Here is a 26171-nt window from a genome sequence, read left to right as displayed (position 1 = left end):
ATAATTTATTTAGCGTTTGTACCAAGTTTAATTTCACTATCAACTTCGATTAGTTTTACTTTTCCCTCCTCAGAACTGTCTAATGCGAGCACCATTCCTTGAGATTCTAAACCAAATAATTTGGCCGGTTGAAGATTTGCAACCATAAGAATTTTTTTACCTACTAATTCTTCAGGTGTGTAGCTTTTAGCAATCCCGGCAACTACTTGCCTTTTTTCATTACCCAAATCAAGCTGCAGTTTTAAAAGTTTATCACTCTTTTTTACATTCTCCGCCGCAATAATTTTAGCACTACTTAACTTTACTTTTTTAAAATCATCTATAGTTATTAACGGTTCTGCCTTTACTGTTTCAGCTTCAGGTTGACCTAGTTTATTAATCTGCGTGTTGATGACCTCATCCTCAATTTTATTAAATAGAATTACAGGTTGATTGAGCACAGCACCTTCAGCCAAGTGAGTTTTACCAGATTGTTCCCATTCGACAGGTCGAGCATTAAGCATCTCAAATATTTTTTGAGAAGTAAATGGTATTACCGGCTGGAAGACTTCCGCTAGAGTATAAATCGCATTTAAGCAGATATTTACCGCAGTGCCGCATTTAGCTTTATCCGATTTTTGAGTTTTCCATGGTTCAGAATCATTAAAATATTTATTACAGGCACGAGCTAAACTCATCATCTCAAAGATCGCATCTTTAATTTTATATTTCTCAAGTAAGTCGGAAATTACTATAGGTTGTTTTTCGAGATATGAAAGCATCTCGGTATCAATAGATTCTAACGAAGCTCTTGCCGGGACTTTCCCCTCAAAATGTTTATGGGCAAAAGTAAAAGTACGGTTAACAAAGTTTCCTAATATATCCGCAAGTTCGCCATTTGTTCTTGCCTGAAATTCCTTCCAGAAGAAATCGGTATCTTTATTTTCAGGTAAGTTAGCGCCTAATGTATATCGGAGAGTATCTGCAGGAAATAGATCAAGAAACTCAGCAACATCAATTCCCCACCCTCTTGATTTAGAGAATTTTTTACCTTCAAAATTTAGGAATTCATTAGCGGGTACATTTTGTGGAAGAATAAATTTATCTTGAGAAGCATCGTTCCAAGCTAAGAGCATAGCGGGAAATATTATTGTATGAAAAACAACATTATCTTTTCCAATAAAAGCAATGTATTTGGTTTTTTCGTCATTCCAGTAATCTTTCCATAGTTCGGGTTCTCCCCTTTTTTCCGAAAGTTCCTTTGTGGCCGAAACATATCCCAACACAGCTTCGAACCAAACATAAAGTACTTTACCGGTTATATTATCAAGCGGGACTTTTATTCCCCAATCCAAATCTCTAGTTACGGCGCGGTCTTTTAATCCATCTTTAAACCAACCACGGCAATATTGAAGCACATTGTCCTTCCATCCAAATTTCTCATTCATTTCGTCAACATATTTTACAAGTCTATCTTGATATTTACCAAGCGGGAAAAACCAGTGAGAAGTTTCTCTTAGTTTAGGAGTTTCGCCGCTAATTTTACTTTTAGGATTTTTTAATTCGGCTGGATCATAGAGCGCTCCGCATTTCTCACACTCATCACTTCTTGCTTCATCATTCCCGCAATTTGGACAAGTCCCTTCAACATAACGGTCGGGCAAAAACATGTTAGCTTTTTCATCATAAAACTGCATCGATTTTTTTTCAACCAGCAATCCTTGATCATAAAAATTCTTGAAGAAAGTTTGTGCTGTATTGTGGTGGATTGGCAGACTCGTCCGGGAATAGATATCGAAACTCATTCCGAATTTTTCAAATGCTTCTTTATTGGCATTATGAAACCTATCAATAACTTCCTTTGGAGTAATTTTCTCCTTATCGGCAGTAATTGTGATTGGAACGCCATGTTCATCAGATCCGCAGATATACATAACATCGTCGCCATTCAGCCTTTTATAGCGTACATAAATATCCGCAGGTAAATATGCGCCACTCAGATGTCCTAAATGAATATTCCCGTTCGCGTAGGGAAGCGCTGATGTAACTAAAACTTTCTCTTTTGCCAAAATATTGCTCAAATTGATTCATTAATGGGGCGAAATATAAGAAAAATCCAGTTAGAGTTGGAGTGTTAAAAGTGGGTTAATTCTGTTTTAATTCAATAATTACTCATTGGTTTATCACCGAATTGAGCAAGGAATAATTTGTGCAATTGTTTGTCCTCATATTTATCGACTTTTTCACTCAATTCTACTTTGGTATAGCCGGAAAAGATTTGGTTTACATTTACGGTTTTATGATCAACAGAAACATTATATAAAATCCTCCATGTACGATACGCGAGAATGAATGAATCATCAATCTTTGATATTCTTTTTCTTGAATCATCAGTAGGAGAAAACTCCAATTGGAGACGGATAAAATTTTGGAGATTTATATTACCATTTTTTTTAAGCCATAAACATTGTCTTTCTGAATTCGGATTAAATAAAACCATGTATTTTTCATCGATATTGTTTTTTACCCAGCCGGTAACCGCATCAGGGAATGAATCGGAATAGGGTAAATATGGTTTGATATCAAGAACCGGTGAGCCATCAAGAATATCTGATTCTGAAAAGTAAATTATTAAGCCCTCAACTTTTTCCAATTTAACACAGCTAATTCCCAAAGGATTCGGGCGGTAAGGCGCTCTGCTCGCGAATACCCCGACTTTTTTTCGTGTGTGCCGAGGCGGCGATACCAGTGGTTTCCAGTTTGTATTTAAATGGAATGAATAGATAATCCAAATTCTTTCAAAACCTTCAAGTTGATATACTGCCTGCTCAAAATTTTGCTGAGGAAGTAATTCTATGTATGAAATTTCTGAGCCAGCAAGAACTCCTTGACGGGGAGTTTCATACCGATGTGATAAATTTGAGCGAACATATCCGATGGGATTTAATGAGATTATATTATTCATTATTTATCAATTTAAAACAATTCATGGTCTTAATTAATATCCAAAATCATTTAATGATAAAAGATAATAGTAAGACCATGAATTTAAATTAGATTAACCTTCTAAACCTTTATACATATCGCTAATTAAATCGCCATAACGTTCTTCAATCACTTTTCTTTTCAATTTTAAAGAAGGTGTTAATTCTCCTCCCTCAATTGTAAACGGTTTATCAAGAATGGCGAATTTCCTTACTCTTTCAAAGTTGGCTAATTTTTTCTGGAAAGCGTCCATTTCTTTATCAAGCAGTTCATAAATCTGCTTCATATTTACAAGTTCATCAACATTATTGTATTGAATTCTATTTGCATCGGCATATTCTTTCAGAGCTTCATAATCGGGTACGATTAAAGCGCTTAAAAACATTCTTCTATCACCGATAAGTACGAACTGATCTATATACTTACTCGCAAGAAACATATTTTCTATTGGAGTTGGAGCTATATATTTACCTCCGCTTGTTTTAAATAAATGCTTTTTACGGTCGGTAATAATTAAGAATCCTTCAGCATCAAATACACCAATATCACCGGTATGAAGCCAGCCATCTTTAAGAGTTTCTTCAGTTTCTTTTTTATTTTTATAATAACCTTGCATTATGTTAGGACCATAGGCAAGAATTTCACCATCTTTTGCAATCTTAATTTCAACGCCGGGCATTGGTTTTCCTACTGTTCCGAACTTATAATCATTTAATCTATTCGCAGATATAACCGGCGATGATTCAGTGAGTCCGTAACCTTCAATAATCAAAATACCAACGGCTTCAAAAAACTGTCCTAATTCTCTTGAAAGTGCCGCGCCTCCAGAAATGAAGAAACGAAGTTTTCCGCCGGTTTTTTCCCGAAGTTTTTGGTAGACAAGTTTATCGGCTAATTTATGTTTTAGTGTTAAGAATATTGGAACGGGATGCCCCGATTTTTTTGAAACCATATATTCTTTACCAATTTCAACCGCCCAGTTAAATATTTTTTGCTTTTTCTCAGGCTGAGATTCAACATTGCGTTTGATCTTGGAATACATACGCTCAAATAACCGAGGTACTGCAGTCATAATGGTAGGTTTTATATCAAGCATATTGGGTGCAACCTTTTCAATACTTTCAGCGTAAGCAATAGTACCACCACAAGAGAAAGCGGTATAATATCCGCCCATTCTTTCGAATATATGACATAAAGGTAAAAAGCTTAAGAAAATATCATTCTCATCAATATTAAATATCTCATGAGCTCCCTTAATATTTGAGACAATATTCTTGTGTGTGAGCATAACGCCTTTTGGTTCGCCAGTTGTACCGGAAGTATAAATAATGGTACAAAGCTCATTCTCATTAGATAATTTACATTGCTCATCGAAATGTTTCGGATTATCCTTAGAGAATTGAGTTCCCTTTTGTACTACATCATTAAATGAATAAACATTTTGATCAGAGGATTTATCCTCATTGTTCATCACAATAATAAATTTTAGGCTGGAACAATTTTTAGCTACCTTAATTACTTTATTTAACTGGAATTTATTTGAAACAATTATACCAACCGATTCGGAATTATTAACACAAAATTCAATTGTTTCCGAAGTAGAGATTGGATAAAGAGGAACATCAATACCACCTAAGCCAAGAATTGCCATATCGCTGTAAACCCATTCTGGTCGGTTCTCTGCTATTATTGATACTTTATCTCCCCGCTTAACTCCCAAAGCAGCCAATCCTTGAGCAAAATTCTTTGTTGCTTCATATAGTTCGTCATATTTAATACCATGCCATGTATTGCCGGCAAAATACTTTAAAACATGTCTCTCTTTTCCTTTGCCAAAATCTTGGGTAATAATCTGGAATAACTGAGGGATTGTTTTGAAGTCTTTATAAATAGGCATTCTTCTCTCCTTTTAATTGATAAATGAAATTACTTTCCGAATAAATTAAATGCAATAAAAACAAAATTAGATACATATAACTCATTCAATATTCTGAGCCCACACGTCACCATCTACAACGGGGGTTACACAAATAAGCGGATTTTGGGGAACCATAAATTTCTCGAAGATCTCCTCAAATAGGCGGTACTGCATTCCCTGTGATTCTAATTTTGAGAATTTTTTGTACGGCATAAATCTGCCAAGTTTATTAACCGGAGCATTAAAAGTTTCGGCGGTATTAAAATCATTTTTCGCGTTTTTTTTCAGATATAAAATTTTTTCACTATCAGTTCCATCAATCTGGTAATCTTTAGCTCGGAATGCGGTTACATTTCCATCATTAATTACGAGATAGATATTTAGTATCGTTTCAGTCAATTATTCTTCCAAAGAAATTTTTGAATTACAATTAATAAATAACACCAAGACTTTAAATCATTTTAATAATAGATATACATATTACACTTTATTTTCTTTCGCCAATCATTTTCTCAGGGAGAACCACCTCATCAAATTTTTCTGAGGTAAGTAACCCTAGATCCATTGCGGCTTCTTTGAGTGTTTTATTTTCCTTATGAGCTTTCTTTGCAACTTTAGCGGCATTATCGTAACCAATCACGGGGTTTAATGATGTAACGAGCATCAATGAATTTTCGAGATGCTTTTTAATATTGTTATCATTAGTTGTAATTCCAATAACGCAATTATCTGTAAAACTATCACATGCGTCTGCGATCAACTTAATTGATTGAAGAATATTAAATGCAAGTACCGGCATAAAAACATTTAACTCAAAATTGCCACTTGCTCCGGCAAAATTAATTGTTACATCATTTCCAAATACTTGTGCGCAGACCATAGTCATTGCTTCTGATTGAGTTGGATTTACTTTACCCGGCATTATAGAACTTCCCGGCTCATTTTCTGGGAGTGATATTTCACCGATTCCGCATCGTGGACCTGAGCCTAGCCATCGAATATCATTTGCGATTTTCATCAAGCTAGCGGCGATAGTTTTCAACACACCACTAAGTTCAACGATAGCATCTTTGCCGGCCATTGCTTCAAATTTATTTGGGGCAGTTATAAAAGTCATTCCGGTTATTTCAGAAATTTTAGAAGCTACTTTAACCGCATATTGAGGATGTGCATTTAATCCGGTTCCAACCGCAGTTCCACCAAGTGGTATTTCACTCATTCTTTTTAGGGCGTCTTCAATTCTAGCTAATCCATTTGTCAACTGCTGGGCGTAACCGGAAAATTCATCCCCTAGGGTAAGAGGAGTCGCATCCATCAAATGGGTACGTCCAATTTTTATAATATCTTTAAATTCCTTTGATTTCGAATTGAGAGCATCTTTTAATTTAGTTATAGCAGGTATTAAATGGGAATAAACCTGTTCAACAGAAGCCACGTGAATAGCTGTCGGGAATGAATCGTTAGTTGATTGAGCTTTGTTAACATCGTCATTCGGATGAATTGGTTTTTTACTCCCCAACACTCCGCCGGCAATTTCAATTGCACGGTTAGAAATTACCTCATTAACATTCATATTTGTTTGTGTACCACTGCCGGTTTGCCATACAACCAATGGGAAATGCTCATTTAATTTTCCGGCAATTACTTCATCTGCTGCTTGAATAATTAAGTCACATTTATCTTTTGTTAATGAACCTAATTCTGTATTAACAATGGCAGCAGCTTTTTTTACGATTGCCATCGCTCTAATAAATTCGTAAGGAAATCTTTCTCCCCCAATCTTAAAATTCATTAATGAACGGGCTGTTTGCGCACCATAATATTTGTTAGCAGGGACTTTGACTTCCCCCATTGTATCGGTTTCTATTCTGTATTCCATATTTACTCCATTAAAATTTTTAAATAAATATTATTCTAAAAATCTTCCAGCATCTCTATTCTTCTTGCCCCAACAAATCGTTTTGAGTAGTATGCTTCATCAAACGAGGAAATTGTAACTCCTAATTTTCTGCTTGCGTGAATAAACTGGTTATCGCCGATGTACAATCCAACATGTCCGGGGAATGATCTTTTGGTAGTATTAAAAAATACTAAATCGCCAAATTCTAAATCTTCTTGCTCAACTTTATCACCAACCTGATACTGTTCTCTTGCGCTTCTAGGCAGTTCAATATTGACCGCACTCGAAAAAACATTTTTTGTAAAACCTGAACAATCTATACCATCCTCCGAATTACCTCCATATTTGTATGGTGTGTCAATGTATCTGATTATTTCAAGAAGCACTTCTTCTCTAAAACTTTGAGGTATATCGGGATTAATATAATTTTTATAATTAGCTAAAAATTTTTTCTTATCTACTACATTTTCAGTGGGGGGTACTTCATCAAACTCATCAAAAGTTGTATCGGGGAGTGCACTAATATTTGGAGTTATTGTAGAATCTTTATTTATCTGGTTACTTTTTTGATAGCGGATTGATGATGCGGTCTGTTTTGGTTTTGATTTCTTTGAACCATAACGCTGTGCATTAGTTGCCGGAGAGCATCCAACAATGATCCCAAAAACCAAACCAACAAATAATAAATTATTTAGTAAAGAATTTTTAATAATCACTCAACCCAAATAAGTTCTTAAATTTTTACTGCGTGAAGCGTGCCTTAATCTTCGAATAGCTTTTTCTTTAATCTGCCGAACTCGTTCTCGAGTAAGATTAAATTTTTCACCAATTTCCTCTAGCGTGAGAGAATGCTCTTTATTTAATCCAAAATATAAAATTATTACTTCTGCTTCCCTTTCGGTTAATGTAGAAAGAGCCCGTTTAATTTCACTTTTAAGAGAATCGGACATTAAATTTTGATCGGGTGATGGTTGATCATCGTTAGAGAGAATATCTAATAATCTATTTTCCTCTCCTTGCTGAAATGGAGCGTCCATACTAACCGCACGGCCTGCAATTTTTAGTGTATCGGAAACTTCGCTGATGTCCATTTCTAATTCTTGCGCAAGTTCATGTGCGCTTGGTTCACGTTCATATTCCTGTTCAAGACTGCTATAGGCTTTGCCAATTTTATTTAGTGCCCCAACTCTATTTAATGGTAATCTAACAATTCGAGATTGTTCGGCAAGCGCCTGAAGTATTGATTGACGTATCCACCAAACCGCGTATGAAATAAATTTAAATCCTCTTGTTTCATCAAATCTGCGAGCGGCTTTTATTAAACCCAAATTTCCTTCATTAATTAAATCCCCTAAAGAAAGGCCCTGGTTCTGATACTGTTTTGCGACTGAAACCACAAATCTCAAATTTGCTTTAACAAGTTTCTCCAGCGCAGTTTGATCATTTTTTTTAATTCGTATTGCAAGTTCGACTTCTTCATCAGGTGTAAGAAGATCGACCTTACCAATTTCCTGCAGATATTTATCTAAAGATTGACTTTCGCGATTTGTGAATTGTTTGGTGATTTTCAAGAGTAACTCCTAATTGGTCTCTAAATGGATAGAATCAACAATACCTACAATAGAGGCATCCACCGGGGCAAAATCAACATCAAGGGGAATAACAGCTTCACTTGCTGTAACATAATATACTACTTCACCTGGTCCAGCACCAACCGTATCAATAGCAACAAATGGCTCGCCATTTGTTTTGAGCTCAGAATTTAATGGCTGAATGAACTGCATTTTATAACCCTTGAGCGTTTCATATTTTCTGGTTGCCCAAATTGTACCAATAACTCGTGCTAGATACATTTGCTCGCCCGCTATTTTACGGATATGTCAAGTTTATCAACAATAGCCATTATAACGGCATCGATAGGCTTATTTTTAGTAAAGTTTGTTTGGCGGGCAGAACTGCCAGTTGCAACTAAAACTACTTCGCCAACACCAGCTCCAACAGAATCAACCGCTATAACCGTTGAATCTTTCATTTTATATTCGAGATCAAGATGGCGAACTATTAAAAATTTTGAACCAACAAGATTTTCATCTTTCCTTGTTGACCATACTGTCCCAATCACTTTTCCGAGTATCAAATATTCCTCTTAACTCTTTTGATGTGATGATTTCTAAGCCGCTTTTTTTAAAACGTTTTTTATCATCAGTTAAAATTGGCAGTTTATTATTTTTAACAAAAGAACATATTAACGCGTCACGCATGGTTGCAACTTTATCAAAAAAATCTGAAATGTTCAAACCGTAACGGGAATGAATTCCCAGTACAGTTAGACCATAAACCAAATTATCAATTTCACATTTTTGTTTTTTAGATCCGGCAGCAAAATATAATTCCGAAATATTAATTACTGAAGTAAAACATTTGCCTAAAATTAGAGCCATTTCTAAATCAGAAAATTCATCAGCTTTATTGTGTAAAAGATGACCGGCTAAAATATCAGTTTCCAAAAAAAATTCATAACCAGCCGGTTTTTTCATGCAATCTTTTCGCAAATGAAGTCTTTTTAAGTTTTCCTTTTACGTCCAATAACTTTTTAGTTACTTCTACAGGCATTAGCTGCCTTTTACTAATTTCCTGAATTAACCATTCTCTCGATTTATTAAAACTTATATTACTCATTCAGGAAACTCTTACCTGATAAGTTATTATTAATTTGAAAGAAATGAGCGGCGGTTTGGGCAATATCGGCAAATGTATCTCTAACGCCTAAATTTTTTCCTATAATTCCCTTTTGATAAAACAATAAAGGAACATATTCACGAGTATGATCGGTGCTGATATCTGTCGGGTCATTCCCATGATCGGCTGTAAATATAATTTTATCAGTTTCATCAATCGAATCAAGTATCTCCGGCAATCTCTTATCAAATTCTTGCAATGCATTATGAAAGCCAACCGGATCATTTCGGTGACCATAATAAACGTCAAAATCAACCAAATTAACCATTATCAACGAATTTTTAGCGGTCTTTGCTACTTCAATAATTTTTTCAATTCCCTCTAAATTCGACTTGGTTTTTATTTGATGTTTTATTCCTTGGTAATTAAATAGGTCATTTATTTTGCCAATGCCGTAAGTGTCAATACTGTGCAATAACGCAAAATCAAGAATTGTAGGAGATGGCGGATCGAGAGAAAAATCTTTTCGGTTTGTTGTTCTTGAAAAAGTGCCCGGCTCACCTATAAAAGGACGAGCTATTATTCTGCCGACTGCATCTTTTCCGATAAGAACCTGATCGCGGGAGATTTGGCATATTTCATAAAGTCTATCTATTGGAATTATCTCTTCGTGTGCGGCTATCTGAAACACAGAATCGGCACTAGTGTAGACAATTGGGAATTTCGTTTTAATATGTTCTGCCCCTAATTCCTCAATTATTTGAGTGCCTGATGCGGTGCAATTCCCAAGTATTCCTTTTTCGCCGGTAAGTTCCAAAAATTTATTGATGAGTTCTTTCGGAAATCCATTTGGGTAGTAAGGAAATTCTTGAGAGAAATTTAATCCGCCAATTTCCCAATGCCCAGAGGTTGAATCTTTACCCAGTGAAACTTCGGCTAATTTACCAAATGAGGCTAATGGTGATTTTACCGGTTCGATACCTTTGATTGGATATATATTTCCGAGTCCAAGTTTTTGAAGATTTGGAAGATTCAAACCACCGACATAATTTGCCATGTTTGAGAGAGTATTACTTCCGAGATCATTATAATTTGCCGAATCGGGTAATTCCCCAATTCCGACCCCATCTAATATTACAATTATAAAATTATTCACGGTTAACTTGTACTCTTTACACTGTTGCCGCCCCCTTCAAGGGCTTTTTTCAACGCCATTTCAGCGCTCAACATTATATCCTGCACATCCGATTTATTGGTGGTGGCAGCAACCCCTATTGAAACTGTAAATGAAGTTTGTTTAGAGACCACTGCTATATGCTTACGGGCTATTTTTATTCTTAATTTTTCGGCCCATAGAAATGCTTCTTTAGGTGATGTGTTAAAAAAGAAAACAGCAAATATTCTAGTGCTTAATCTCCCCATTAAAGTAAGGGGAGTTATCTCATCAGAAATTGTTTCAGCAATCGATTTTAATACTTTTGGAAACGGATCCGATTCAAATAGAGTTTCCTGCTCAAGAAATTCATCTATCTGAATTAACGCAAGCGCTCCAGGCAATCCTATTTCCTTACTTCTAACGATATCAATTGTAAAACGCTCAATAAATGAATCGAGATTAAGCACACGGGTTTCAACATCAACACTCAACAAACCTTTTAAAATATTTATTGTTGAGAATGAATGAATACGCAGCGCAAATAATTTTGTAGCGTTTTTTAGATAGTTTATTTCATTATTAGAATAAACATTTTTTTTGAGACTCTCAAAACACAACACCCCATAGTTTTGACCATCATAAATTAACGGTATAGTTAAAAATGATCCATCGAAACTCACATCCTCATTTTTGGAGAATCTTGGGATTTCTAAATTAGAAGTATCATCAATTTTTACAGGCATACCACTTAAAATACATTTCCCAACTAAACTGGTTTGTAAATCAATATCCAGATATTCACCAACATATTTAAGCGACGTTTTATTCATAATTTTCGCGGTCTTAAATTTATTTTCATTAGCCGAAAAAGCGACAAGTGTAAATACATCCCAATCGATTAATCCCGCAACCGATTTCTCAATAAGCGAATAAATATCACTTTCATTTTCAAAATCCTTATCATGCCCTAAAATATCAACGAGAGTATTGAGGCGTTTTTCGGCTTGAGTCTCAGCAAACTTCTCTTCAAATAGAGAAATGATTATAGAAATAACACGCGCAATTCTCCCCAATGAATAAACCTGTTCAATGCCAAATGCATCCCCCTGCTTTGAATCAAGAATTATTACCCCGGTCAAGGCTTTTCCGTAAAACATTGGAACACCCACAAAACTTTTAATTCCTATTGGTTCCGAGTAATACCGAATAACATCACGCTCAGCATTCGTGGAAATATCGGTTAATAATTCGGGTTCCTCCTTTTCCACAATTTTTCCTAGAACATCATCCTCAATTTGGAATTTCCGGTTTGATATTTTTGTGGTTGCACTCTGAAATTTATCAAGTGTCAATCTATTTTTATTTTTATTGTACCAAAAAAATGCCGCAGTATGAGCGGTATAGGCTTCCTGAATTACTTTAAGAATTTTCTCAATCACAAAACCAAATTGCTCGTCATGATTAATATCTGCAGGAATTTCCTCATTAACTATTTTCTCAAAAGTTTCTTTGAAATCGGATGGAATTAATATATCTCTTGTAGTACGCCCCGAAACAGAACCAATAGTTTCTGAAGTTAATATTTCTATGTTTTTATTTTTAGAAATTATTTTGAAATCTTCCCCCAAATCAGTTTCAAATTCCTCCACTGAAACTAATTTCTGTTCTTTGTAATCATTGGGATAATGTTCCATTTCAATCGGACTTTCATCGTGGGAATCGCGTCGTAAGAAAATAATAAATCCAACATATACAATTAGTAGAACCGCGGAAATTATACGAAGCATGAGATCATCAGTTAAGAAGGGAATAACCAATAAAAGAGGAATTGCTAAAAAAGTAAGTATTCTTCTCTTATATTTTTCAGTAGTACCCATTAATATTAATGCCGGTTTTTAAAAAGATAATTAATTAAAAAGTGCTCAATAATACTAAAGTTTTGGACTAAATTCATTACATGAAGAGAGAAACGATATGTTTTACTACCTCTTTTTTACCAGTCCCTTTTATTGCAGAATAGGTAAAAAGATTCTCACCGACTAACAGTTCGGGGAAATATTCAATAACTTCCTTTTTGACCTTACTAAGTTCAGATTGATTTAACTTATCAATTTTATTTAGAATTGTACAATAGGCAATATCTCTTGAACGAATAAAATCGTGAAGTAAAATATCTAGATCGGTAGGATGATGGCGCGAATCAATAAGGTGAAAAGCCAGTTTTATATTCTCATTTGTGCTGAAGTAATCTGTAATCAGTTTTTGCCATTTATCTCTTTCGGCTTTAGAAACTTTAGCGTAACCAAATCCGGGTAAATCCACAATGTAAAATTTCTTTTCAACCAGATAATAATTTAATGATCTTGTTTTACCCGGTTGGGATGAAGTTTTGGCGACTGTACCATTAAAGATGGAGTTGATGAATGAAGATTTGCCAACATTCGATCTCCCGCACAATACAAGCGCGGGCAACTGATTTTTTGGTATTTCTTTTAAGCTGTAAACAGCTTTAACGAACTCAATGTTTTTCATAAAATAAAAAAAGAGTAACCGTTTCCAATTACTCTTTTCCTTATCGAAAGTTATGTGAACTTATTTTTCCGTTTTTCTTGGCATTGAAGCTTTTGAAGTAGTTTTCTTTGGCTTCGATTGTGCTTTTTCTTTCTTCACCTTAGGAGTGGCTGCTTTTTCTTTTTTCGGTTTAGCTGCAGCTTTTTTTGCCGGTTTTTCTTCTTTCACTTCTGCAGTTTCAGTATCTGCATCCGGCTTTTCAGCTTTAGCTTTTTTAGCGGCTTTAGGTTTAATTATACCACTGAAATCCACAAGTTCAATTATTGAAAGTTCAGCTCCATCCCCTTTTCTTTGTCCCAATTTAACTACTCGGGTATAACCGCCAGCTCTTTCTCCAATTTTAGAAATTACTTCTCCAAATAATTCTGTTAAAACTTCTCTATCATTAATTTGTGCAGCAACAACTCTTCTGCTATGAACAGAATCTGTTTTAGCTTTTGTAATTAGAGGCTCTACAAAAGTTCTTAATTCTTTTGCTTTGGCACTAGTAGTTTTAATTTTTTTATGCTTTATAAGAGAAGTTGCCAACGCTCTAAGTGTTGCAAGTCTATGACTTGAAGTTCTACCTAATTTTCTACCTTTGACTCGATGTCTCATTATTTAACCTTCTGGAAATAACTAGTTATTATCTACTTTATCTTTAACGTATTTATCAACGTCCATACCGAATTCTAAACCGTGTGTATCCACAATTTCAAGTAATTCGGCGAGTGATTTTCTACCAAAATTTCTGAATTTCAGCATTTCGCTTTCATCTTTGCGAACTAGATCACCCAATGTTTTAATATTAGCTGCTTTGAGGCAGTTGTGTGAACGAACGCTTAATTCAAGATCATCAACGCTTGTTGTTAATATTTTTTTGATTCTTTCAAATTCGGCATCTTTCTCATTTTCTACTTTTTCTTCTTCCGGTTCAGCATCAAAATTAATGAACATCTGAATATGATCTTTCAATATCTTTGATGATGTTGAAAGCGCTTCTTCAGGTGGAATAGAACCATCAGTAGAAATTTCGAGAGTCAATTTTTCAAAATCATTTCTTTCGCCAATACGAACATTTTCAACATCGTAGCGAACATTAACTATTGGGGTAAAAATTGCGTCAATCGGAATCATTCCAATTGTCATTTCTGGAATTTTCTGCTCATTACCCGGAACATAACCTTTGCCCGAGCCAAATCTTAATTCCATATTTAGTTTTGTATTTTCATTTAATCGAGCGATTAATAAATCTGGGTTCAATATTTCTATATCGGGACAAAATTTTTGGATATCGCCAGCTTTAAATTCTTTTGATCCTGAAAATGAAATTTCGCATCCGAGAGTTTTTTTATTGGAGAGTTTCATTCTAACTTTTTTAAGATTTAGAATTACTTCTGTAATATCTTCAACAACACCTGGAACAGTAGAAAACTCATGAAGAACACCATCAATTTTAACTCCGACAATAGCGGTACCAGGAATGGATGATAACATAACACGGCGTAAAGCATTTCCCAAGGTTACACCGAAACCTCTTTCTAGGGGCTGTACCACAAATCTACCGAACTTTAGATTGCTAGACGCTTCATCTAATACAACTGATTCCGGCATTTTTATAAATGGATAGCTCATTTAGTATCCTCTTAATTTTTATTACTTAGAGTACAATTCAACTATTAACTGTTCGTTTGCATTTAACGGTATTTCTTCTCTTTCTGGAACGCTTAAGAAAGTACCGGAAAGTGTAGCTTTATCAACAGACAACCAGTTGTATAAATTATCTTTAGTTCTTCTTAGAGAGTTGTGAATAATATCCATCTTTTTGCTTTTTTCACAAACAGCAATTACATCGCCGCTCGAAAGTGAAAATGATGGAATATCAACAGACTTGCCATTAACGGTAAAATGACCGTGAAGAACTAATTGGCGAGCTGATTTTCTTGATGGTGCAAAACCTAAACGAAACACAGTATTATCTAATCTTCTTTCAAGAAGTTTAATCAAGTTTCCGCCAGTAATACCTTTTTGTCTGTTAGCATGTTCAAAATAATTTTCAAATTGGGTTTCGAGCAGACCATAAATTCTTTTTACTTTTTGTTTCTCTCTCAACTGTACGCCATACTCTGAGAATTTGGATCTTCTGCTCTGTCCGTGCTGACCAGGAGCATAATTTCTCTTTTCAAGCGGACACTTTTCAGACAAACATTTAGTACCCTTTAAGAATAATTTGGTTTTTTCCCTTCTGCATAATTTGCAACTTGGGCCAGTATATCTTGCCATCTAAAATATCTCCTATTAAACTCTTCTGCGTTTTGGTGGTCTGCAACCGTTGTGAGGAATAGGGGTACTATCTTTAATAGATAGAATTTCTATTCCGGCGGTATTGATCGCTCTAATAGCGGCTTCTCTACCTGCACCCGGTCCTTTAACAAAAACATCAACTTTTCTTAAACCGAGATCATGCGCTTCTTTCGCGGCGGCTTCGGCTGTAACTTGTGCGGCAAATGGGGTATTTTTTCTGGAACCTTTAAATCCATTTTTACCGGCCGATGACCATGAAATTGTATTGCCATAAATGTCAGTTAATGTAACAATCACGTTATTAAATGATGCTTTAATGTGGGCTACGCCTACTGCATCAACGTGAACTTTCTTTTTAGTCTTTTTAACTACCTTAGCCAAAACTAAACTCCTAAATAAAATTGATTAATTACTTCTTAGACGGTGCTTTCTTTTTACCGGCTACAGTTTTACGTTTACCTTTTCGGGTTCTTGAATTAGTTCTCGTTCTTTGACCTCTTGCTGGCAATCCTCTACGATGACGGAGTCCTCTGTAACACCCAATATCCATCAATCGTTTAATGTTTTGCTGAACTTCACTGCGGAGTGCGCCTTCTACTTTGTAGTCGGATGTCATTACAGAACGAATTTTAGCAATCTCTTCTTCAGTTAATTCTGATATTTTTTTCTCAGGATTAACATTTGCTTTGGTTAAAATATCCATGGAAACTTTAGGTCCAATACCAAAAATATAAGTTAACCCGATGAAAGCTTTTTTTTGTTTTGGTAAGTCAATACCTGCAATACGAGCCAATCTATAACCTCCTAGTTTAACCTTGTCTTTGTTTATGTTTTGGATTTTTGCATATAACTCTAACTACACCTTTTCTGCGTATAATTTTACAGTTTTCGCATAATTTCTTTACTGAAGCTCTTACCTTCATTTCTACTCCACTATTTATATCTGTAAGTGATTCGGCCCTTATTCAAATCATAAGGGGATAGTTCAATTGCTACTTTATCTCCAACTAAAATTTTGATGAAATGCATTCTCATTTTTCCAGAAATATGAGCAAGAATTTCGTGGCCATTTTCAAGCTTAACCTTGAAGTGGGCATTGGGCAGCGTTTCTGTCACTGTACCATCAACTTTAATAGGACCCTGTTTAGCCATTTATTTATTAACACTTCGTTAAAATTTCTGGTTTACCATCAATAATCGCAATTGTATGCTCAAAATGAGCCGATGGTTTAGCATCGGCAGTTAATACTGTCCAGCCATCATCTGCTACAATTACTTTATATGAGCCCATGTTAATCATCGGCTCGATTGCGAACGTCATTCCGTTTTTAATCAGCGCTCCCGTATTTTTCTTCCCATAGTTTGGAATCTGCGGATCTTCGTGCAAATGTTTACCAACTCCATGACCGCATAAATCTTTAACTACCGAAAAGCCATTCTCTTCAACATATTGTTGAATCGCAAATCCAATATCACCAACGTGGTTTTCAGGAACTGCTGCTTCAATTCCGAGATAAAGTGATTTCTCTGTTACATCCATCAGCTTTTTTTTCTCTTCCGAAATTTGGCCAATGGCTATAGATATTGCGGCGTCTCCAAAAAATTTATTTTTTTCAACACCAACATCCACCGAAAGAATTTCACCTTCTACAAGAGCTCTGTTGCCGGGAATACCGTGAACAACCTCATCATCAATTGAAGAACAAATGGTGCCCGGAAAATCTATTGAACCGGCTTGCGAATATCCTTTGAATGCCGGACGACCATTATTGCTTCGGATATAATCTTCAGCAATCTTATCTAATTCCAATGTTGTAACGCCTGCTTTGGCGTAACGTTTTACTAACTGTAGTGTCTCTGCAACTATCTCACAACTTTCGCGTATTAAATCAATCTCTTTTTTCGTCTTAATCAGTATCAAATTTCAATCTTTATTTTATCTTCTTCCCTTTAGTTTACCTGACTTCATAAAACCATCGTAGTGACGCATTAGTAAATGTGACTCAATTTGTTGTAACGTATCAAGAGCAACACCAACAACAATCAATAAACTTGTTCCACCGAAGAATGAAGCAAAACTTGGAGATACACCAAATTTAGAAACGAATACCGGCAGAATTGCAATGATTGCAAGGAACACAGATCCAGGTAAAGTGATCTTTGTTAAAATATTGTCGATAAAATCAGCAGTCTGTTTTCCTGGCCTAATGCCCGGAATAAATCCACCCTGCTTTTTCATGTTGTCAGCAACATCAACCGGATTAAATGCAATAGCGGTGTAAAAATAAGTGAAGAAGACAATCAATAATGCTTCGGTAAACCCGTAAGTAAATGAGCCGTAGCTGATATATGAAGCTATTGTACCTATAAACTCATTATTCGGGAAAAATGAAAACAGTGTTTGAGGAACAAACATAATTGATTGAGCAAAAATAATTGGCATTACACCCGCAGTATTCACTCTTAAAGGAATATATTGAGTAACACCGCCATACACTTTACGTCCAACAACCCGTTTTGCATATTGCACAGGAATTCTTCTTGTACCTTGAGTAACTAAAATAACTCCAGAAATAATTAGCACCATAAGGGCAACTATTACAATTTCAATTACAATATTTCTTTGACCGGCAGCAATTAATCTGTATTCATCTAAAACTGCATAAGGGAATCTATCGATTATGCCTATGAAGATAATCATCGATATACCGTTACCAATTCCCTTTTCGGTAATCTGCTCACCCATCCACATTATAAACATAACACCGGAAACGAGAATGATTATAGCCGACATTTGCCAAGCAAAACCTCTAACCAATTCTGGTATAACTGGTAATCCATTGTGCTGCATTCCCATCAAATGAACGGAAACACCCCATGCATTTAGGGTTGCAATTAGAACGGTGCCATATCTTGTTAATTGCGTTAATTTCTTTCTTCCTTCTTCTCCTTCTTTCTGAAGTTTTTGTAGATATGGAACAACCGCTCCACCTATCTGCAAAATAATAGAAGCTGAAATGTAAGGCATAATACCAAGTGCAAAGATAGCTGCTTTCGAAAATGCACCACCCACAAATAAATCGTACAAACCAAATAAATTATTGGATGACGCATTTGCGGTTGCCGATGAAAGCAGCGCAGCATCGATACCTGGCAATGTGATATGTGAACCAATTCTAACAATTATGAGCAGAGCCAAAGTGTATAGTATTCTTTGTCGTAGCTCATGAATCTTAAAAATATTACGGAAAGTTTCTTGTAAATTAGCCATTAAAATTTAATCTCTTTAGTGGATCCGCCGTTCGACTCAATTTTTTCTTTAGCTGAAGCGCTGAATGAATTTGCTTCAACGGTTAATTTAGCTGTCAATTCACCATTACCAAGAATTTTGTATGGGGCTGCAGCTTTAGAAATTAACCCGTTTTTATATAAAACAACTGCATTTACTAACCCATCTTCAATTTTCTTATTATCAGCCAATTTTTGAAGATTGCTCAAATTAACAACTTGATACTCAACTCTGAACGGGCTATGAAACCCTCTTTTTGGTACACGGCGTTGGAGAGGCATTTGACCACCTTCAAACCAAGCTCTAAACTTTGCACCAGCGCGTGAACGTTGACCGTTTTCTCCACGTGTTGCAGTTCCACCATGTTGTGAACCTTCACCGCGACCAATTCTTTTAACTTTTTTGTGTGAACCTTTTGCAGGTTTTAAATTACTGAGAATATCCATTTAGTCCTCTTATTCGTCGATTTCTTCTACTTTTACCAAATGAGATACTTTATTAATCATACCTCTTATTTGTGGTGAATCGTTTTTAACAACTGAACGATTTGGTCTAGATAAACCTAAGGCCTCAATAGTTCTTTTTTGAGGAACCGGTCTATCAATTACACTTCCAACTTGGGTTATTTTTAATTTTTTTGCCATAAAATTTCCTATTACAGATTAAACAACTCGGATACTTTGATACCTCTTTTAGAAGCCATAGCACGAGCGTCGATAATATTTAATAATGCATTTAAAGTTGCTTTTACTTGGTTGTGAGGATTACTAGAACCGAGTGATTTAGTTAAAATATCCTGAACACCAGCAGCTTCTAAAACTGCACGCACTCCGCCCCCAGCTATTAACCCCGTACCGGGAGAAGCTGGTTTTAAAAGTACTTCACCAGCACCAAATTTTCCAATTATCGGGTGCGGAATTGTTCCTTTAACAATGGAAACTCTAAATACATTTTTCTTAGCATCGTCAACACCTTTAGAAATCGCATCGGTAACCTCATTAGCCTTGCCTAAACCAACTCCAACATGACCATTACCGTCACCAACAACAACAATTGCATTAAAGCTGAAACGACGACCACCTTTAACCACCTTAGCAACTCTATTGATATGAACAATCTTTTCTTTAAGATTTTCAAGACCCGATACTTTTTTGTGCTTGAAGTTCAATTTAATCTCCTTATTTACAAACTAAGTTTTACGTTTTTTTTTGGCTGCCGGGAGAGGAGTCGAACCTCTACAGACGCCTCCAAAGGGCGTTGTCCTGCCATTAGACGACCCGGCAAACGTTAAATTTTTAATCCGCCTTCGCGTGCGCCTTCGGCTACAGCTTTAACTCTACCATGATAGTTATAACCGCTGCGATCAAAAACTGCTGTAGTTACACCCTTTTCAATAGCTCTTTTAGCAATAAGTTTTCCTACAAGAGTACTTTTTACAATTTTACCTTTAGAGCTCTTTATATCTTCAACAAGTTCTTTCGATTTAGAAGAAGCATCAGCAATTGTTTTTCCAGTTGTATCATCAATCAATTGTGCGTAAATATGATTCAAGCTTCTGAATACACTTAAGCGTGGACGCATTGTATCGCCCGATATTTTTTTACGAACTCTAATTCTTTTTCTATTTCTTCTTTGATTATCTTTCTTAAACATTGCTATCTCCTATTACTTACCAGCGGTCTTACCAGCTTTGCGAACTATTACTTCGTTGCTGTATTTAACACCCTTGCCTTTATATGGTTCAGGTTTTTTCAATGATCTAATTTTAGCGGCTACCAACCCAACAAGTTCTTTATCGCTACCAAATATTTTTATTTGAGTTGGAGCAGGAACCTCAATTTTAATTCCATCCGGAGGCATAAAATAAATTGGATGAGAAAAACCTAAGTTAAAAAGAACAGCTGTTCCTTTCAATTCTGCTTTATAACCAACGCCAACTATATCAAGCGATTTTTGAAAACCTTCAGTAACACCAATAACTAAGTTTTGAAGAAGCGCTCTGGTTAACCCATGTAATGCCCTATTCTCTTTAGTATCATCGGGACGGGTAACAATAATTTCTTCCCCTTCAACCTTTACAGTTATATTTGGGTGAACCTTCATTTGAAGTTCGCCAAGTTTTCCTTTTACTTTAAGAACATCGCCACTTCTCGAAATGGAGACATCTTTTAACAATTTAATTGGTTTTTTTCCTATACGTGACACTTTATTTTACCTCGTAAAATTTTTTACCAAACGTAGCAGACAACTTCTCCGCCTACACCTTCATTTTTTGCTTGTTTATCGGTAAGCAAACCCTTTGGAGTAGAAAGAATTGCAATTCCTAATCCATTATAAACACGCGGTAATTTATCTTTACCGGTATATTGTCTTAAACCAGGTTTTGAAATCTTTCTCATTCCGGTGATAGAAGGAACACCTTGAATATATTTAAGATTAACTCTCAATATATTTTGTTTATTATCTTCCAGAATGACAAAATCTTTAACAAAATGATGATTTTTTAAGATTTCGGCTAAGCCAACCTTCATTTTTGAAGATGGAATATCAACAAATTTCTTTTTGGCTTTAACAGCATTTCTAATTCTAGTTAAAAAATCTGAAATCGGATCGGTAGTGGGCATTTAATAATCTCCTCTTATTACCAACTTGCTTTTTTTAGACCGGGAATTTCGCCGCGCAATGCCATTTCTCTAAGTACTAAACGGGAAACACCGAATTTTCTATAATATGCTCTGGGTCTGCCGGTCATTTCACAACGATTATGCAAACGCACAGTCATGGAATTACGAGGTAACAATTGAAGAGCATCGTAATCGCCAGCTTTTTTTAATTCTGCTCTTTTTTGAGCAAACTTTTCATTCATTTTAGCTTTTTTAATTTCTCTAGCTAATAAACTCTTTCTTGCCATAATTTCCCTTTAGTTAATTTCTTTTTTTCTAAACGGTAATCCGAAAGCTGTCAATAACTCAAATGCTTCCTTGTCAGATACCGCAGTTGTTACGAAAGTAATATCCATTCCTAAAATTCTGGTAACTTTATCAACATTAATTTCGGGGAATATAATTTGTTCTTTTATTCCAAGTGTATAATTGCCTCTACCGTCGAATGATTTATCCGAAACCCCTCTAAAGTCGCGTACACGTGGTAAAGCTAAAGAAACTAATCTATCAAGAAACTCATACATCGATTCGCGTCTCAAAGTAACTTTAGCGCCAATCTTCATTCCTTCGCGAAGTTTAAAATTTGAGATTGATTGCTTAGCGATACGAATAGAAGCTTTTTGGCCGGTAATAGTTTCGAGATCTCGAACTGCTTCTTCTAATATTTTAGAATCTTGAACCGCGTCGCCAACTCCCATATTAACAACTATTTTGGAAAGTTTTGGCACTTGCATAATACTTTTATAGCCAAATTGTTCTTTTAACTTTGGAACAATCTCTTTAGCGTATTTTTCTTTTAATCTAGCTGGAACCTTCACTCTCTTAAAATCCGATTTCTGAGCTTTCTGAGATTCGTCAACTTTTGCTTTTTTCTCTTTTGGTTGTTTCTGTTCTTTTGCCATTATGAACCCTTAATTATTAGCCAAGCATTTCGCCGCTTGATTTGCTTATTCTAACACTTCTTTGTTTACCGGATTTATCATCAACAATAATTTTTGCGCCAATTCTTGTAGCTTCATTTGTTTTTGGATCAAGAATCATAACATTTGAAGCATTAATTGGAGCTTCTTTTTCAACAATACCGCCTTGAGGACTTTTCTGATTTGGCTTGGTATGTCGTTTCCGGATATTAACTCCTTCAATTATCATTCTATTTTCTTGAGGGAAAACCTTTAATACTTTACCGGTTTTTCCTTTATAGTTTCCGGAGATAACAATTACAGTGTCATTTTTTTTAATCTTCATTTTGAACTATCCTTATAAAACCTCTGGAGCCAGAGAAATTATCTTCATAAATTTTTTATCTCTAAGTTCTCTTGCAACGGGCCCAAAAATACGAGAACCTCTTGGTTCGCCCTGAGCATTCAAGAGCACAGCAGCATTTTCATCAAAACGGATATACGAACCGTCATTTCTTCTAACTTCTTTTTTAGTGCGAACAATAACGGCTTTGCTAACTTCCCCTTTTTTAATTCCGCCGCCAGGAATTGCCGATTTAACGCTGACAACAATTATGTCGCCGAGGCTTGCATAACGTCGGTTACTACCGCCCAAAACTCTGATGCATGCCACTTTTTTTGCGCCGGAATTATCGGCTACAACTAATCTGGTTTCTTCTTGTACCATTATACTCTGCTCCTCATCAAACTTTTTTACTTGGCTTTTTCAATTACTTCAACCAAGCGCCATTTTTTTCTTTTGCTCAATGGTCGAGATTCCATAATTTTAACTACATCTCCAATACTGCAAGCATTCTCTTCATCATGGGCCATTAAACGAGTAGTCTTCTTAAAATATTTTTTATAGATTGAGTGAGCTACGCGTCTTTCGATGGCAACTATTATACTTTTCTGCATTTTATTGCTTACAACAGTGCCAATCTTAATTTTTCTTAAACTTCGTTTCTCCATTGGAACTCGAAAACTCCTTATTTATTATCCTTTGAGGTTTTTGCTGCCTGCAATTCTCTTTCTTTCAAGATAGTTCTCATCTTGGCAATATCTTTACGAGTCAAGCGTAACTTTGCAGTGTTAGTTAAATTTTTTAATTCTTTTTGGAATCTTAAATCAACCAAATTTTTTTCTTCTTCAAGGATTCTTTTCTGAATTTCCTCGGTTGACATTTCTCTAATTTCGAAAATCTTCATTTTTGCTTATGCCTTTTTATGATTCTAAGTCGGGTCTTTGAACAATTTTTGTTTTAATTGGTAATTTATGAGCGGCAAGAATTAAAGCATCATGCGCCGTTTTTTTATCAACACCCGAAACTTCAAACATTATTCTTCCAGGGTGAACAACAGCTACCCAAAATTCTGGAGCACCTTTACCTTTACCCATTCTTGTTTCAAGTGGTTTTTTGGTCACTGGTTTATCGGGGAAAATTCTGATCCACGATTTTCCATCTCTTTTCATTTGACGTGAGATCGCAACGCGACAAGCTTCAATTTGTCTGCTTGTAATCCAGGCAGGTTCCATAGCTTTTAAACCATAATCACCAAAAGCAACTAAATGACCTCTTGTAGCTTTACCGGTTCTTCTGCCTCTGTGTGCACGTCGAAATTTTACTCTATTTGGCATTAACATTAGAAATACTCCTAAAACTCATTATTCTGATAAACGTTTACCTAAAATTTCACCGCGGCAAATCCAAACTTTAATACCTATTGCGCCATAAATTGTATGAGCAGTAGCAGTACCATAGTCAATATCTGCACGGAGTGTATGCAAAGGAATTCTACCTTCTTTATATTGTTCAGTACGAGCCATTTCAGCACCGCCCAATCTGCCGGCACACATAATTCTTATGCCTTCAGCACCCATTCTCATTGCCGATGTAATGGATTGTTTCATTGCTCTTCTGAAAGAAATTCTACCCGAAATTTGCTTTGAAATATTTTCGGCAACTAGAAAAGCATCTAATTCTGGTCTTTTAATCTCTGTAATCTGAATCTTAACTTCTTTATCAGTCACCTGTTTTAATTCTTGTTCGATCTGAGCTATCTCTTTTCCACTTTTACCAATTACCACACCAGGTCGAGAAGTGTGAATAGTTAATATTATGTTTTTAGAGGTACGATCAATTATAATCGAAGAAATACCTGCATTCTGCAATCTTTTTCTAACATATGCTCTGAGCTTTTTGTCTTCAACAAGCTTAGTTGCGTAACTTTTATTTTCGTACCAGTTTGAATCCCAGCCACGAATAATACCTACTCTTAAACCAATTGGATTAGTCTTCTGACCCAAAATTTCCTCCGATTACTTTTTTGTTGCTACAACTATTGTAACGTGGTTTGATCTTTTTCTTATTCTATAAGCTCTGCCCATTGGAGCAGGCGAAATTCTTTTTACAGTAGGACCTTGATTTACAAAAGCCTCCTTAACAAACAACTCTGCAACATCATGCTTAGCGTTATCATCTTTATTCATCAAATTTGCAACAGCGGATCTCAACACTTTTTCGGCGTCTTTTGAAGGATGCTTAGGAGAAAAGTGTAATATTTCAATAGCCTGATCAACGGATTTACCTCTAATCAAATCAATAACCAAACGCATTTTGCGAGGTGAAGTTCCGATGTATTTATGAATTGCTCTAGCTTCCATTATCATTCCTCAATATCACTTTACTTTAGATGCTTTTTCAGCTTTAGTTCCGGGATGCCCTCTAAAAATTCTTGTTGGAGCAAATTCCCCTAATTTATGACCTACCATGTTTTCTGAAACATAAACAGGGATCATCTTATTTCCGTTGTGAACTGCAATTGTGTGTCCTACAAAATCGGGTGTAATTGTACTTGTACGGCTCCAGGTTTTAATAATCTTTTTTTGATTACGATCATTAAGTTCTGTTACTTTCTTTAACAATTTAACACTTACAAAGGGACCTTTTTTAACTGATCTTGGCATTTTTATTCTCTAACTATTTTCTTCTCTTAATAATGAGTTTGTTAGTTGGGTTTTTTCTTTTTCTAGTTTTCAACCCTTTAGCTTTTTGACCCCAAGGTGAGACTGGATGACCGCCACCTGAAGTTTTACCTTCTCCACCACCCATTGGGTGATCTACTGGGTTCATAGCAACACCTCTTACGTGAGGTCTAATACCTTTCCATCTACTTCTACCAGCTTTACCTAAACTTATATTTTCATGATCGGAATTTCCCACAGTACCATAAGTAGCTAAACATGTAACGCTAACCATTCTTACTTCACCAGAGGGCATTTTTAACTGTGCAAATTTTCCTTCTTTTGCCATCAGTTGTATTGCTGTTCCAGCTGATCTACCTAACTGACCACCTTTACCAGGTTTTAATTCCACATTATGAATAAAAGAGCCAACTGGTAATTCCTTTATTGGTAATGCGTTTCCAACTTTAATTTCAGAACCAGAACCAGACATAACTTGATCACCAACTTTTAAACCGTTTGGAGCAAGAATATATCTTTTTTCACCATCCGCATAATGCAAAAGAGCAATTCTTGATGTTCTATTAGGATCATATTCAATTGAGAATACTTTAGCTGGAACACCCGGTTTATTTCTTTTGAAATCAATTATTCTGTAATTTCTCTTATGCCCGCCGCCTCTATGGCGTGAAGTAACACGACCAAGATTATTTCTTCCACCCGATTTTTTAATAGGAGCGGTAAGAGATTTTTCCGGAGTATCTTTTGTGATCTCTTCAAATGAGGAGATACTCATAAAGCGGGTTCCGGGAGTATTTGGTTTTAATTTTCTAATTGCCATTTAAT

40 protein-coding genes and 1 tRNA gene are annotated in these 26171 nt (G+C 35.6%); all 41 read right to left on the bottom strand.

What is annotated here, in order from left to right; all coding sequences use genetic code 11:
• Nucleotides 1–5 precede the first annotated feature (5 nt).
• Nucleotides 6–2060, bottom strand: coding sequence for a methionine--tRNA ligase (gene metG / locus KF816_05935; protein MBX3007552.1), 2055 nt, complete (start codon nt 2058–2060; stop codon nt 6–8).
• Nucleotides 2061–2140: 80 nt separating this feature from the next.
• A complete protein-coding gene (gene tsaA / locus KF816_05930) occupies nt 2141–2944 on the bottom strand; it encodes a tRNA (N6-threonylcarbamoyladenosine(37)-N6)-methyltransferase TrmO (protein MBX3007551.1) in 804 nt (267 codons plus the stop codon).
• Nucleotides 2945–3037: 93 nt separating this feature from the next.
• Nucleotides 3038–4861, bottom strand: coding sequence for a long-chain fatty acid--CoA ligase (locus KF816_05925; protein ID MBX3007550.1), 1824 nt, complete (start codon nt 4859–4861; stop codon nt 3038–3040).
• Nucleotides 4862–4942: 81 nt separating this feature from the next.
• Nucleotides 4943–5281: a hypothetical protein gene (locus KF816_05920; protein ID MBX3007549.1), complete on the bottom strand. Its 339-nt coding sequence runs from the start codon at nt 5279–5281 to the stop codon at nt 4943–4945.
• Nucleotides 5282–5369: 88 nt separating this feature from the next.
• Nucleotides 5370–6761 (bottom strand): class II fumarate hydratase, encoded by a 1392-nt coding sequence (gene fumC / locus KF816_05915; protein ID MBX3007548.1) that lies wholly within the window; start codon nt 6759–6761, stop codon nt 5370–5372.
• A gap of 35 nt (nt 6762–6796) precedes the next feature.
• Complete coding sequence (locus KF816_05910; protein ID MBX3007547.1) at nt 6797–7498, bottom strand: C40 family peptidase; 702 nt, start codon at nt 7496–7498, stop codon at nt 6797–6799.
• Nucleotides 7499–8353: a sigma-70 family RNA polymerase sigma factor gene (locus KF816_05905; protein ID MBX3007546.1), complete on the bottom strand. Its 855-nt coding sequence runs from the start codon at nt 8351–8353 to the stop codon at nt 7499–7501. It abuts the gene before it with no gap.
• A 9-nt stretch (nt 8354–8362) separates the two neighbouring features.
• Nucleotides 8363–8635, bottom strand: coding sequence for a EutN/CcmL family microcompartment protein (locus tag KF816_05900; protein ID MBX3007545.1), 273 nt, complete (start codon nt 8633–8635; stop codon nt 8363–8365).
• Nucleotides 8636–8646: 11 nt separating this feature from the next.
• Nucleotides 8647–8919, bottom strand: coding sequence for a EutN/CcmL family microcompartment protein (locus tag KF816_05895; GenBank protein ID MBX3007544.1), 273 nt, complete (start codon nt 8917–8919; stop codon nt 8647–8649).
• Nucleotides 8870–9319: a hypothetical protein gene (locus tag KF816_05890; protein MBX3007543.1), complete on the bottom strand. Its 450-nt coding sequence runs from the start codon at nt 9317–9319 to the stop codon at nt 8870–8872. Before KF816_05890 ends, KF816_05895 begins: the two co-directional genes overlap by 50 nt.
• Nucleotides 9297–9461 (bottom strand): hypothetical protein, encoded by a 165-nt coding sequence (locus KF816_05885; GenBank protein ID MBX3007542.1) that lies wholly within the window; start codon nt 9459–9461, stop codon nt 9297–9299. Before KF816_05885 ends, KF816_05890 begins: the two co-directional genes overlap by 23 nt.
• Nucleotides 9454–10617 (bottom strand): phosphopentomutase, encoded by a 1164-nt coding sequence (locus KF816_05880; protein ID MBX3007541.1) that lies wholly within the window; start codon nt 10615–10617, stop codon nt 9454–9456. The genes KF816_05885 and KF816_05880 overlap by 8 nt, the downstream gene beginning before the upstream one ends.
• A 2-nt stretch (nt 10618–10619) precedes the next feature.
• Nucleotides 10620–12494: a GAF domain-containing protein gene (locus KF816_05875; GenBank protein MBX3007540.1), complete on the bottom strand. Its 1875-nt coding sequence runs from the start codon at nt 12492–12494 to the stop codon at nt 10620–10622.
• A 76-nt stretch (nt 12495–12570) separates the two neighbouring features.
• Nucleotides 12571–13149: a ribosome biogenesis GTP-binding protein YihA/YsxC gene (gene yihA, locus KF816_05870; GenBank protein MBX3007539.1), complete on the bottom strand. Its 579-nt coding sequence runs from the start codon at nt 13147–13149 to the stop codon at nt 12571–12573.
• A 60-nt stretch (nt 13150–13209) separates the two neighbouring features.
• A complete protein-coding gene (gene rplQ, locus KF816_05865; protein MBX3007538.1) occupies nt 13210–13785 on the bottom strand; it encodes a 50S ribosomal protein L17 in 576 nt (191 codons plus the stop codon).
• Nucleotides 13786–13806: 21 nt separating this feature from the next.
• Entirely contained in the window at nt 13807–14802 is a 996-nt protein-coding gene (locus KF816_05860) for a DNA-directed RNA polymerase subunit alpha (GenBank protein MBX3007537.1), read from the bottom strand.
• Between the two features lie 21 nt (nt 14803–14823).
• A complete protein-coding gene (gene rpsD / locus KF816_05855) occupies nt 14824–15450 on the bottom strand; it encodes a 30S ribosomal protein S4 (protein MBX3007536.1) in 627 nt (208 codons plus the stop codon).
• A 15-nt stretch (nt 15451–15465) separates the two neighbouring features.
• The gene (gene rpsK, locus KF816_05850; GenBank protein MBX3007535.1) at nt 15466–15852 is read right to left on the bottom strand and encodes a 30S ribosomal protein S11; all 387 of its coding nucleotides are present in this window, start codon (nt 15850–15852) and stop codon (nt 15466–15468) included.
• Between the two features lie 28 nt (nt 15853–15880).
• On the bottom strand, nt 15881–16264 hold the full coding sequence (gene rpsM, locus KF816_05845; GenBank protein MBX3007534.1) for a 30S ribosomal protein S13: 384 nt from the start codon (nt 16262–16264) through the stop codon (nt 15881–15883).
• 16 nt (nt 16265–16280) lie between these two features.
• Nucleotides 16281–16394, bottom strand: coding sequence for a 50S ribosomal protein L36 (gene rpmJ, locus KF816_05840; GenBank protein MBX3007533.1), 114 nt, complete (start codon nt 16392–16394; stop codon nt 16281–16283).
• Between the two features lie 10 nt (nt 16395–16404).
• Nucleotides 16405–16623 carry a translation initiation factor IF-1 gene (gene infA, locus KF816_05835; protein ID MBX3007532.1) on the bottom strand — a complete coding sequence of 73 codons (219 nt, stop codon included), beginning with the start codon at nt 16621–16623 and terminating at the stop codon, nt 16405–16407.
• Nucleotides 16624–16630: 7 nt separating this feature from the next.
• On the bottom strand, nt 16631–17392 hold the full coding sequence (gene map, locus KF816_05830; GenBank protein ID MBX3007531.1) for a type I methionyl aminopeptidase: 762 nt from the start codon (nt 17390–17392) through the stop codon (nt 16631–16633).
• A gap of 15 nt (nt 17393–17407) precedes the next feature.
• Nucleotides 17408–18742, bottom strand: a complete 1335-nt coding sequence (secY, locus tag KF816_05825; protein ID MBX3007530.1) for a preprotein translocase subunit SecY — start codon at nt 18740–18742, stop codon at nt 17408–17410.
• The gene (rplO, locus tag KF816_05820; protein MBX3007529.1) at nt 18742–19206 is read right to left on the bottom strand and encodes a 50S ribosomal protein L15; all 465 of its coding nucleotides are present in this window, start codon (nt 19204–19206) and stop codon (nt 18742–18744) included. The genes secY and rplO overlap by 1 nt, the downstream gene beginning before the upstream one ends.
• Nucleotides 19207–19215: 9 nt before the next feature.
• Nucleotides 19216–19404, bottom strand: coding sequence for a 50S ribosomal protein L30 (rpmD, locus tag KF816_05815; GenBank protein ID MBX3007528.1), 189 nt, complete (start codon nt 19402–19404; stop codon nt 19216–19218).
• 11 nt (nt 19405–19415) lie between these two features.
• A complete protein-coding gene (gene rpsE / locus KF816_05810) occupies nt 19416–19928 on the bottom strand; it encodes a 30S ribosomal protein S5 (protein ID MBX3007527.1) in 513 nt (170 codons plus the stop codon).
• Nucleotides 19929–19969: 41 nt separating this feature from the next.
• Nucleotides 19970–20043, bottom strand: a tRNA-Gln gene (locus KF816_05805).
• A 4-nt stretch (nt 20044–20047) separates the two neighbouring features.
• Nucleotides 20048–20413, bottom strand: a complete 366-nt coding sequence (gene rplR / locus KF816_05800) for a 50S ribosomal protein L18 (GenBank protein ID MBX3007526.1) — start codon at nt 20411–20413, stop codon at nt 20048–20050.
• A gap of 12 nt (nt 20414–20425) precedes the next feature.
• On the bottom strand, nt 20426–20965 hold the full coding sequence (gene rplF / locus KF816_05795; protein MBX3007525.1) for a 50S ribosomal protein L6: 540 nt from the start codon (nt 20963–20965) through the stop codon (nt 20426–20428).
• 23 nt (nt 20966–20988) lie between these two features.
• The gene (gene rpsH, locus KF816_05790; GenBank protein ID MBX3007524.1) at nt 20989–21384 is read right to left on the bottom strand and encodes a 30S ribosomal protein S8; all 396 of its coding nucleotides are present in this window, start codon (nt 21382–21384) and stop codon (nt 20989–20991) included.
• A gap of 17 nt (nt 21385–21401) precedes the next feature.
• Entirely contained in the window at nt 21402–21671 is a 270-nt protein-coding gene (gene rpsN, locus KF816_05785) for a 30S ribosomal protein S14 (GenBank protein ID MBX3007523.1), read from the bottom strand.
• Nucleotides 21672–21680: 9 nt separating this feature from the next.
• Complete coding sequence (gene rplE / locus KF816_05780) at nt 21681–22325, bottom strand: 50S ribosomal protein L5 (GenBank protein ID MBX3007522.1); 645 nt, start codon at nt 22323–22325, stop codon at nt 21681–21683.
• Between the two features lie 16 nt (nt 22326–22341).
• Nucleotides 22342–22668, bottom strand: a complete 327-nt coding sequence (rplX, locus tag KF816_05775; protein MBX3007521.1) for a 50S ribosomal protein L24 — start codon at nt 22666–22668, stop codon at nt 22342–22344.
• Between the two features lie 12 nt (nt 22669–22680).
• Nucleotides 22681–23049 (bottom strand): 50S ribosomal protein L14, encoded by a 369-nt coding sequence (gene rplN, locus KF816_05770; protein ID MBX3007520.1) that lies wholly within the window; start codon nt 23047–23049, stop codon nt 22681–22683.
• A 26-nt stretch (nt 23050–23075) separates the two neighbouring features.
• The gene (gene rpsQ, locus KF816_05765; GenBank protein ID MBX3007519.1) at nt 23076–23333 is read right to left on the bottom strand and encodes a 30S ribosomal protein S17; all 258 of its coding nucleotides are present in this window, start codon (nt 23331–23333) and stop codon (nt 23076–23078) included.
• Nucleotides 23334–23350: 17 nt separating this feature from the next.
• Nucleotides 23351–23569: a 50S ribosomal protein L29 gene (gene rpmC / locus KF816_05760; GenBank protein MBX3007518.1), complete on the bottom strand. Its 219-nt coding sequence runs from the start codon at nt 23567–23569 to the stop codon at nt 23351–23353.
• A gap of 16 nt (nt 23570–23585) precedes the next feature.
• A complete protein-coding gene (gene rplP, locus KF816_05755) occupies nt 23586–24005 on the bottom strand; it encodes a 50S ribosomal protein L16 (protein MBX3007517.1) in 420 nt (139 codons plus the stop codon).
• Nucleotides 24006–24026: 21 nt separating this feature from the next.
• The gene (rpsC, locus tag KF816_05750; GenBank protein MBX3007516.1) at nt 24027–24668 is read right to left on the bottom strand and encodes a 30S ribosomal protein S3; all 642 of its coding nucleotides are present in this window, start codon (nt 24666–24668) and stop codon (nt 24027–24029) included.
• 12 nt (nt 24669–24680) lie between these two features.
• The gene (gene rplV, locus KF816_05745) at nt 24681–25025 is read right to left on the bottom strand and encodes a 50S ribosomal protein L22 (protein MBX3007515.1); all 345 of its coding nucleotides are present in this window, start codon (nt 25023–25025) and stop codon (nt 24681–24683) included.
• 15 nt (nt 25026–25040) lie between these two features.
• Entirely contained in the window at nt 25041–25328 is a 288-nt protein-coding gene (gene rpsS, locus KF816_05740) for a 30S ribosomal protein S19 (GenBank protein ID MBX3007514.1), read from the bottom strand.
• 13 nt (nt 25329–25341) lie between these two features.
• Nucleotides 25342–26166, bottom strand: a complete 825-nt coding sequence (gene rplB, locus KF816_05735; protein MBX3007513.1) for a 50S ribosomal protein L2 — start codon at nt 26164–26166, stop codon at nt 25342–25344.
• Nucleotides 26167–26171: the final 5 nt, after the last annotated feature.

The sequence above is a fragment of the Melioribacteraceae bacterium genome (genome assembly GCA_019638015.1).
GTDB lineage: Bacteria > Bacteroidota > Ignavibacteria > Ignavibacteriales > Melioribacteraceae > JAHBUP01.
Note: the sequence above shows the minus strand (reverse complement) of the source record. Positions and strands in the feature narration are given on the sequence as shown.

Bases quoted from the DNA above. Each gene is read 5' to 3' on its own strand.
- tsaA (MBX3007551.1), bottom strand. From the start codon at position 2,944: ATGAATAATATAATCTCATTAAATCCCATCGGATATGTTCGCTCAAAT.
- KF816_05925 (MBX3007550.1), bottom strand. From the start codon at position 4,861: ATGCCTATTTATAAAGACTTCAAAACAATCCCTCAGTTATTCCAGATT.
- fumC (MBX3007548.1), bottom strand. From the start codon at position 6,761: ATGGAATACAGAATAGAAACCGATACAATGGGGGAAGTCAAAGTCCCT.
- KF816_05900 (MBX3007545.1), bottom strand. From the start codon at position 8,635: ATGTATCTAGCACGAGTTATTGGTACAATTTGGGCAACCAGAAAATAT.
- KF816_05890 (MBX3007543.1), bottom strand. From the start codon at position 9,319: ATGAAAAAACCGGCTGGTTATGAATTTTTTTTGGAAACTGATATTTTA.
- KF816_05885 (MBX3007542.1), bottom strand. From the start codon at position 9,461: ATGAGTAATATAAGTTTTAATAAATCGAGAGAATGGTTAATTCAGGAA.
- KF816_05875 (MBX3007540.1), bottom strand. From the start codon at position 12,494: ATGGGTACTACTGAAAAATATAAGAGAAGAATACTTACTTTTTTAGCA.
- yihA (MBX3007539.1), bottom strand. From the start codon at position 13,149: ATGAAAAACATTGAGTTCGTTAAAGCTGTTTACAGCTTAAAAGAAATA.
- rplQ (MBX3007538.1), bottom strand. From the start codon at position 13,785: ATGAGACATCGAGTCAAAGGTAGAAAATTAGGTAGAACTTCAAGTCAT.
- KF816_05860 (MBX3007537.1), bottom strand. From the start codon at position 14,802: ATGAGCTATCCATTTATAAAAATGCCGGAATCAGTTGTATTAGATGAA.
- rpsD (MBX3007536.1), bottom strand. From the start codon at position 15,450: ATGGCAAGATATACTGGCCCAAGTTGCAAATTATGCAGAAGGGAAAAA.
- rpmJ (MBX3007533.1), bottom strand. From the start codon at position 16,394: ATGAAGGTAAGAGCTTCAGTAAAGAAATTATGCGAAAACTGTAAAATT.
- infA (MBX3007532.1), bottom strand. From the start codon at position 16,623: ATGGCTAAACAGGGTCCTATTAAAGTTGATGGTACAGTGACAGAAACG.
- secY (MBX3007530.1), bottom strand. From the start codon at position 18,742: ATGGCTAATTTACAAGAAACTTTCCGTAATATTTTTAAGATTCATGAG.
- rplO (MBX3007529.1), bottom strand. From the start codon at position 19,206: ATGGATATTCTCAGTAATTTAAAACCTGCAAAAGGTTCACACAAAAAA.
- rpmD (MBX3007528.1), bottom strand. From the start codon at position 19,404: ATGGCAAAAAAATTAAAAATAACCCAAGTTGGAAGTGTAATTGATAGA.
- rplR (MBX3007526.1), bottom strand. From the start codon at position 20,413: ATGTTTAAGAAAGATAATCAAAGAAGAAATAGAAAAAGAATTAGAGTT.
- rpsH (MBX3007524.1), bottom strand. From the start codon at position 21,384: ATGCCCACTACCGATCCGATTTCAGATTTTTTAACTAGAATTAGAAAT.
- rpsN (MBX3007523.1), bottom strand. From the start codon at position 21,671: ATGGCAAGAAAGAGTTTATTAGCTAGAGAAATTAAAAAAGCTAAAATG.
- rplE (MBX3007522.1), bottom strand. From the start codon at position 22,325: ATGGCAAAAGAACAGAAACAACCAAAAGAGAAAAAAGCAAAAGTTGAC.
- rplX (MBX3007521.1), bottom strand. From the start codon at position 22,668: ATGAAGATTAAAAAAAATGACACTGTAATTGTTATCTCCGGAAACTAT.
- rplN (MBX3007520.1), bottom strand. From the start codon at position 23,049: ATGGTACAAGAAGAAACCAGATTAGTTGTAGCCGATAATTCCGGCGCA.
- rpsQ (MBX3007519.1), bottom strand. From the start codon at position 23,333: ATGGAGAAACGAAGTTTAAGAAAAATTAAGATTGGCACTGTTGTAAGC.
- rpmC (MBX3007518.1), bottom strand. From the start codon at position 23,569: ATGAAGATTTTCGAAATTAGAGAAATGTCAACCGAGGAAATTCAGAAA.
- rplP (MBX3007517.1), bottom strand. From the start codon at position 24,005: ATGTTAATGCCAAATAGAGTAAAATTTCGACGTGCACACAGAGGCAGA.
- rplV (MBX3007515.1), bottom strand. From the start codon at position 25,025: ATGGAAGCTAGAGCAATTCATAAATACATCGGAACTTCACCTCGCAAA.
- rpsS (MBX3007514.1), bottom strand. From the start codon at position 25,328: ATGCCAAGATCAGTTAAAAAAGGTCCCTTTGTAAGTGTTAAATTGTTA.
- rplB (MBX3007513.1), bottom strand. From the start codon at position 26,166: ATGGCAATTAGAAAATTAAAACCAAATACTCCCGGAACCCGCTTTATG.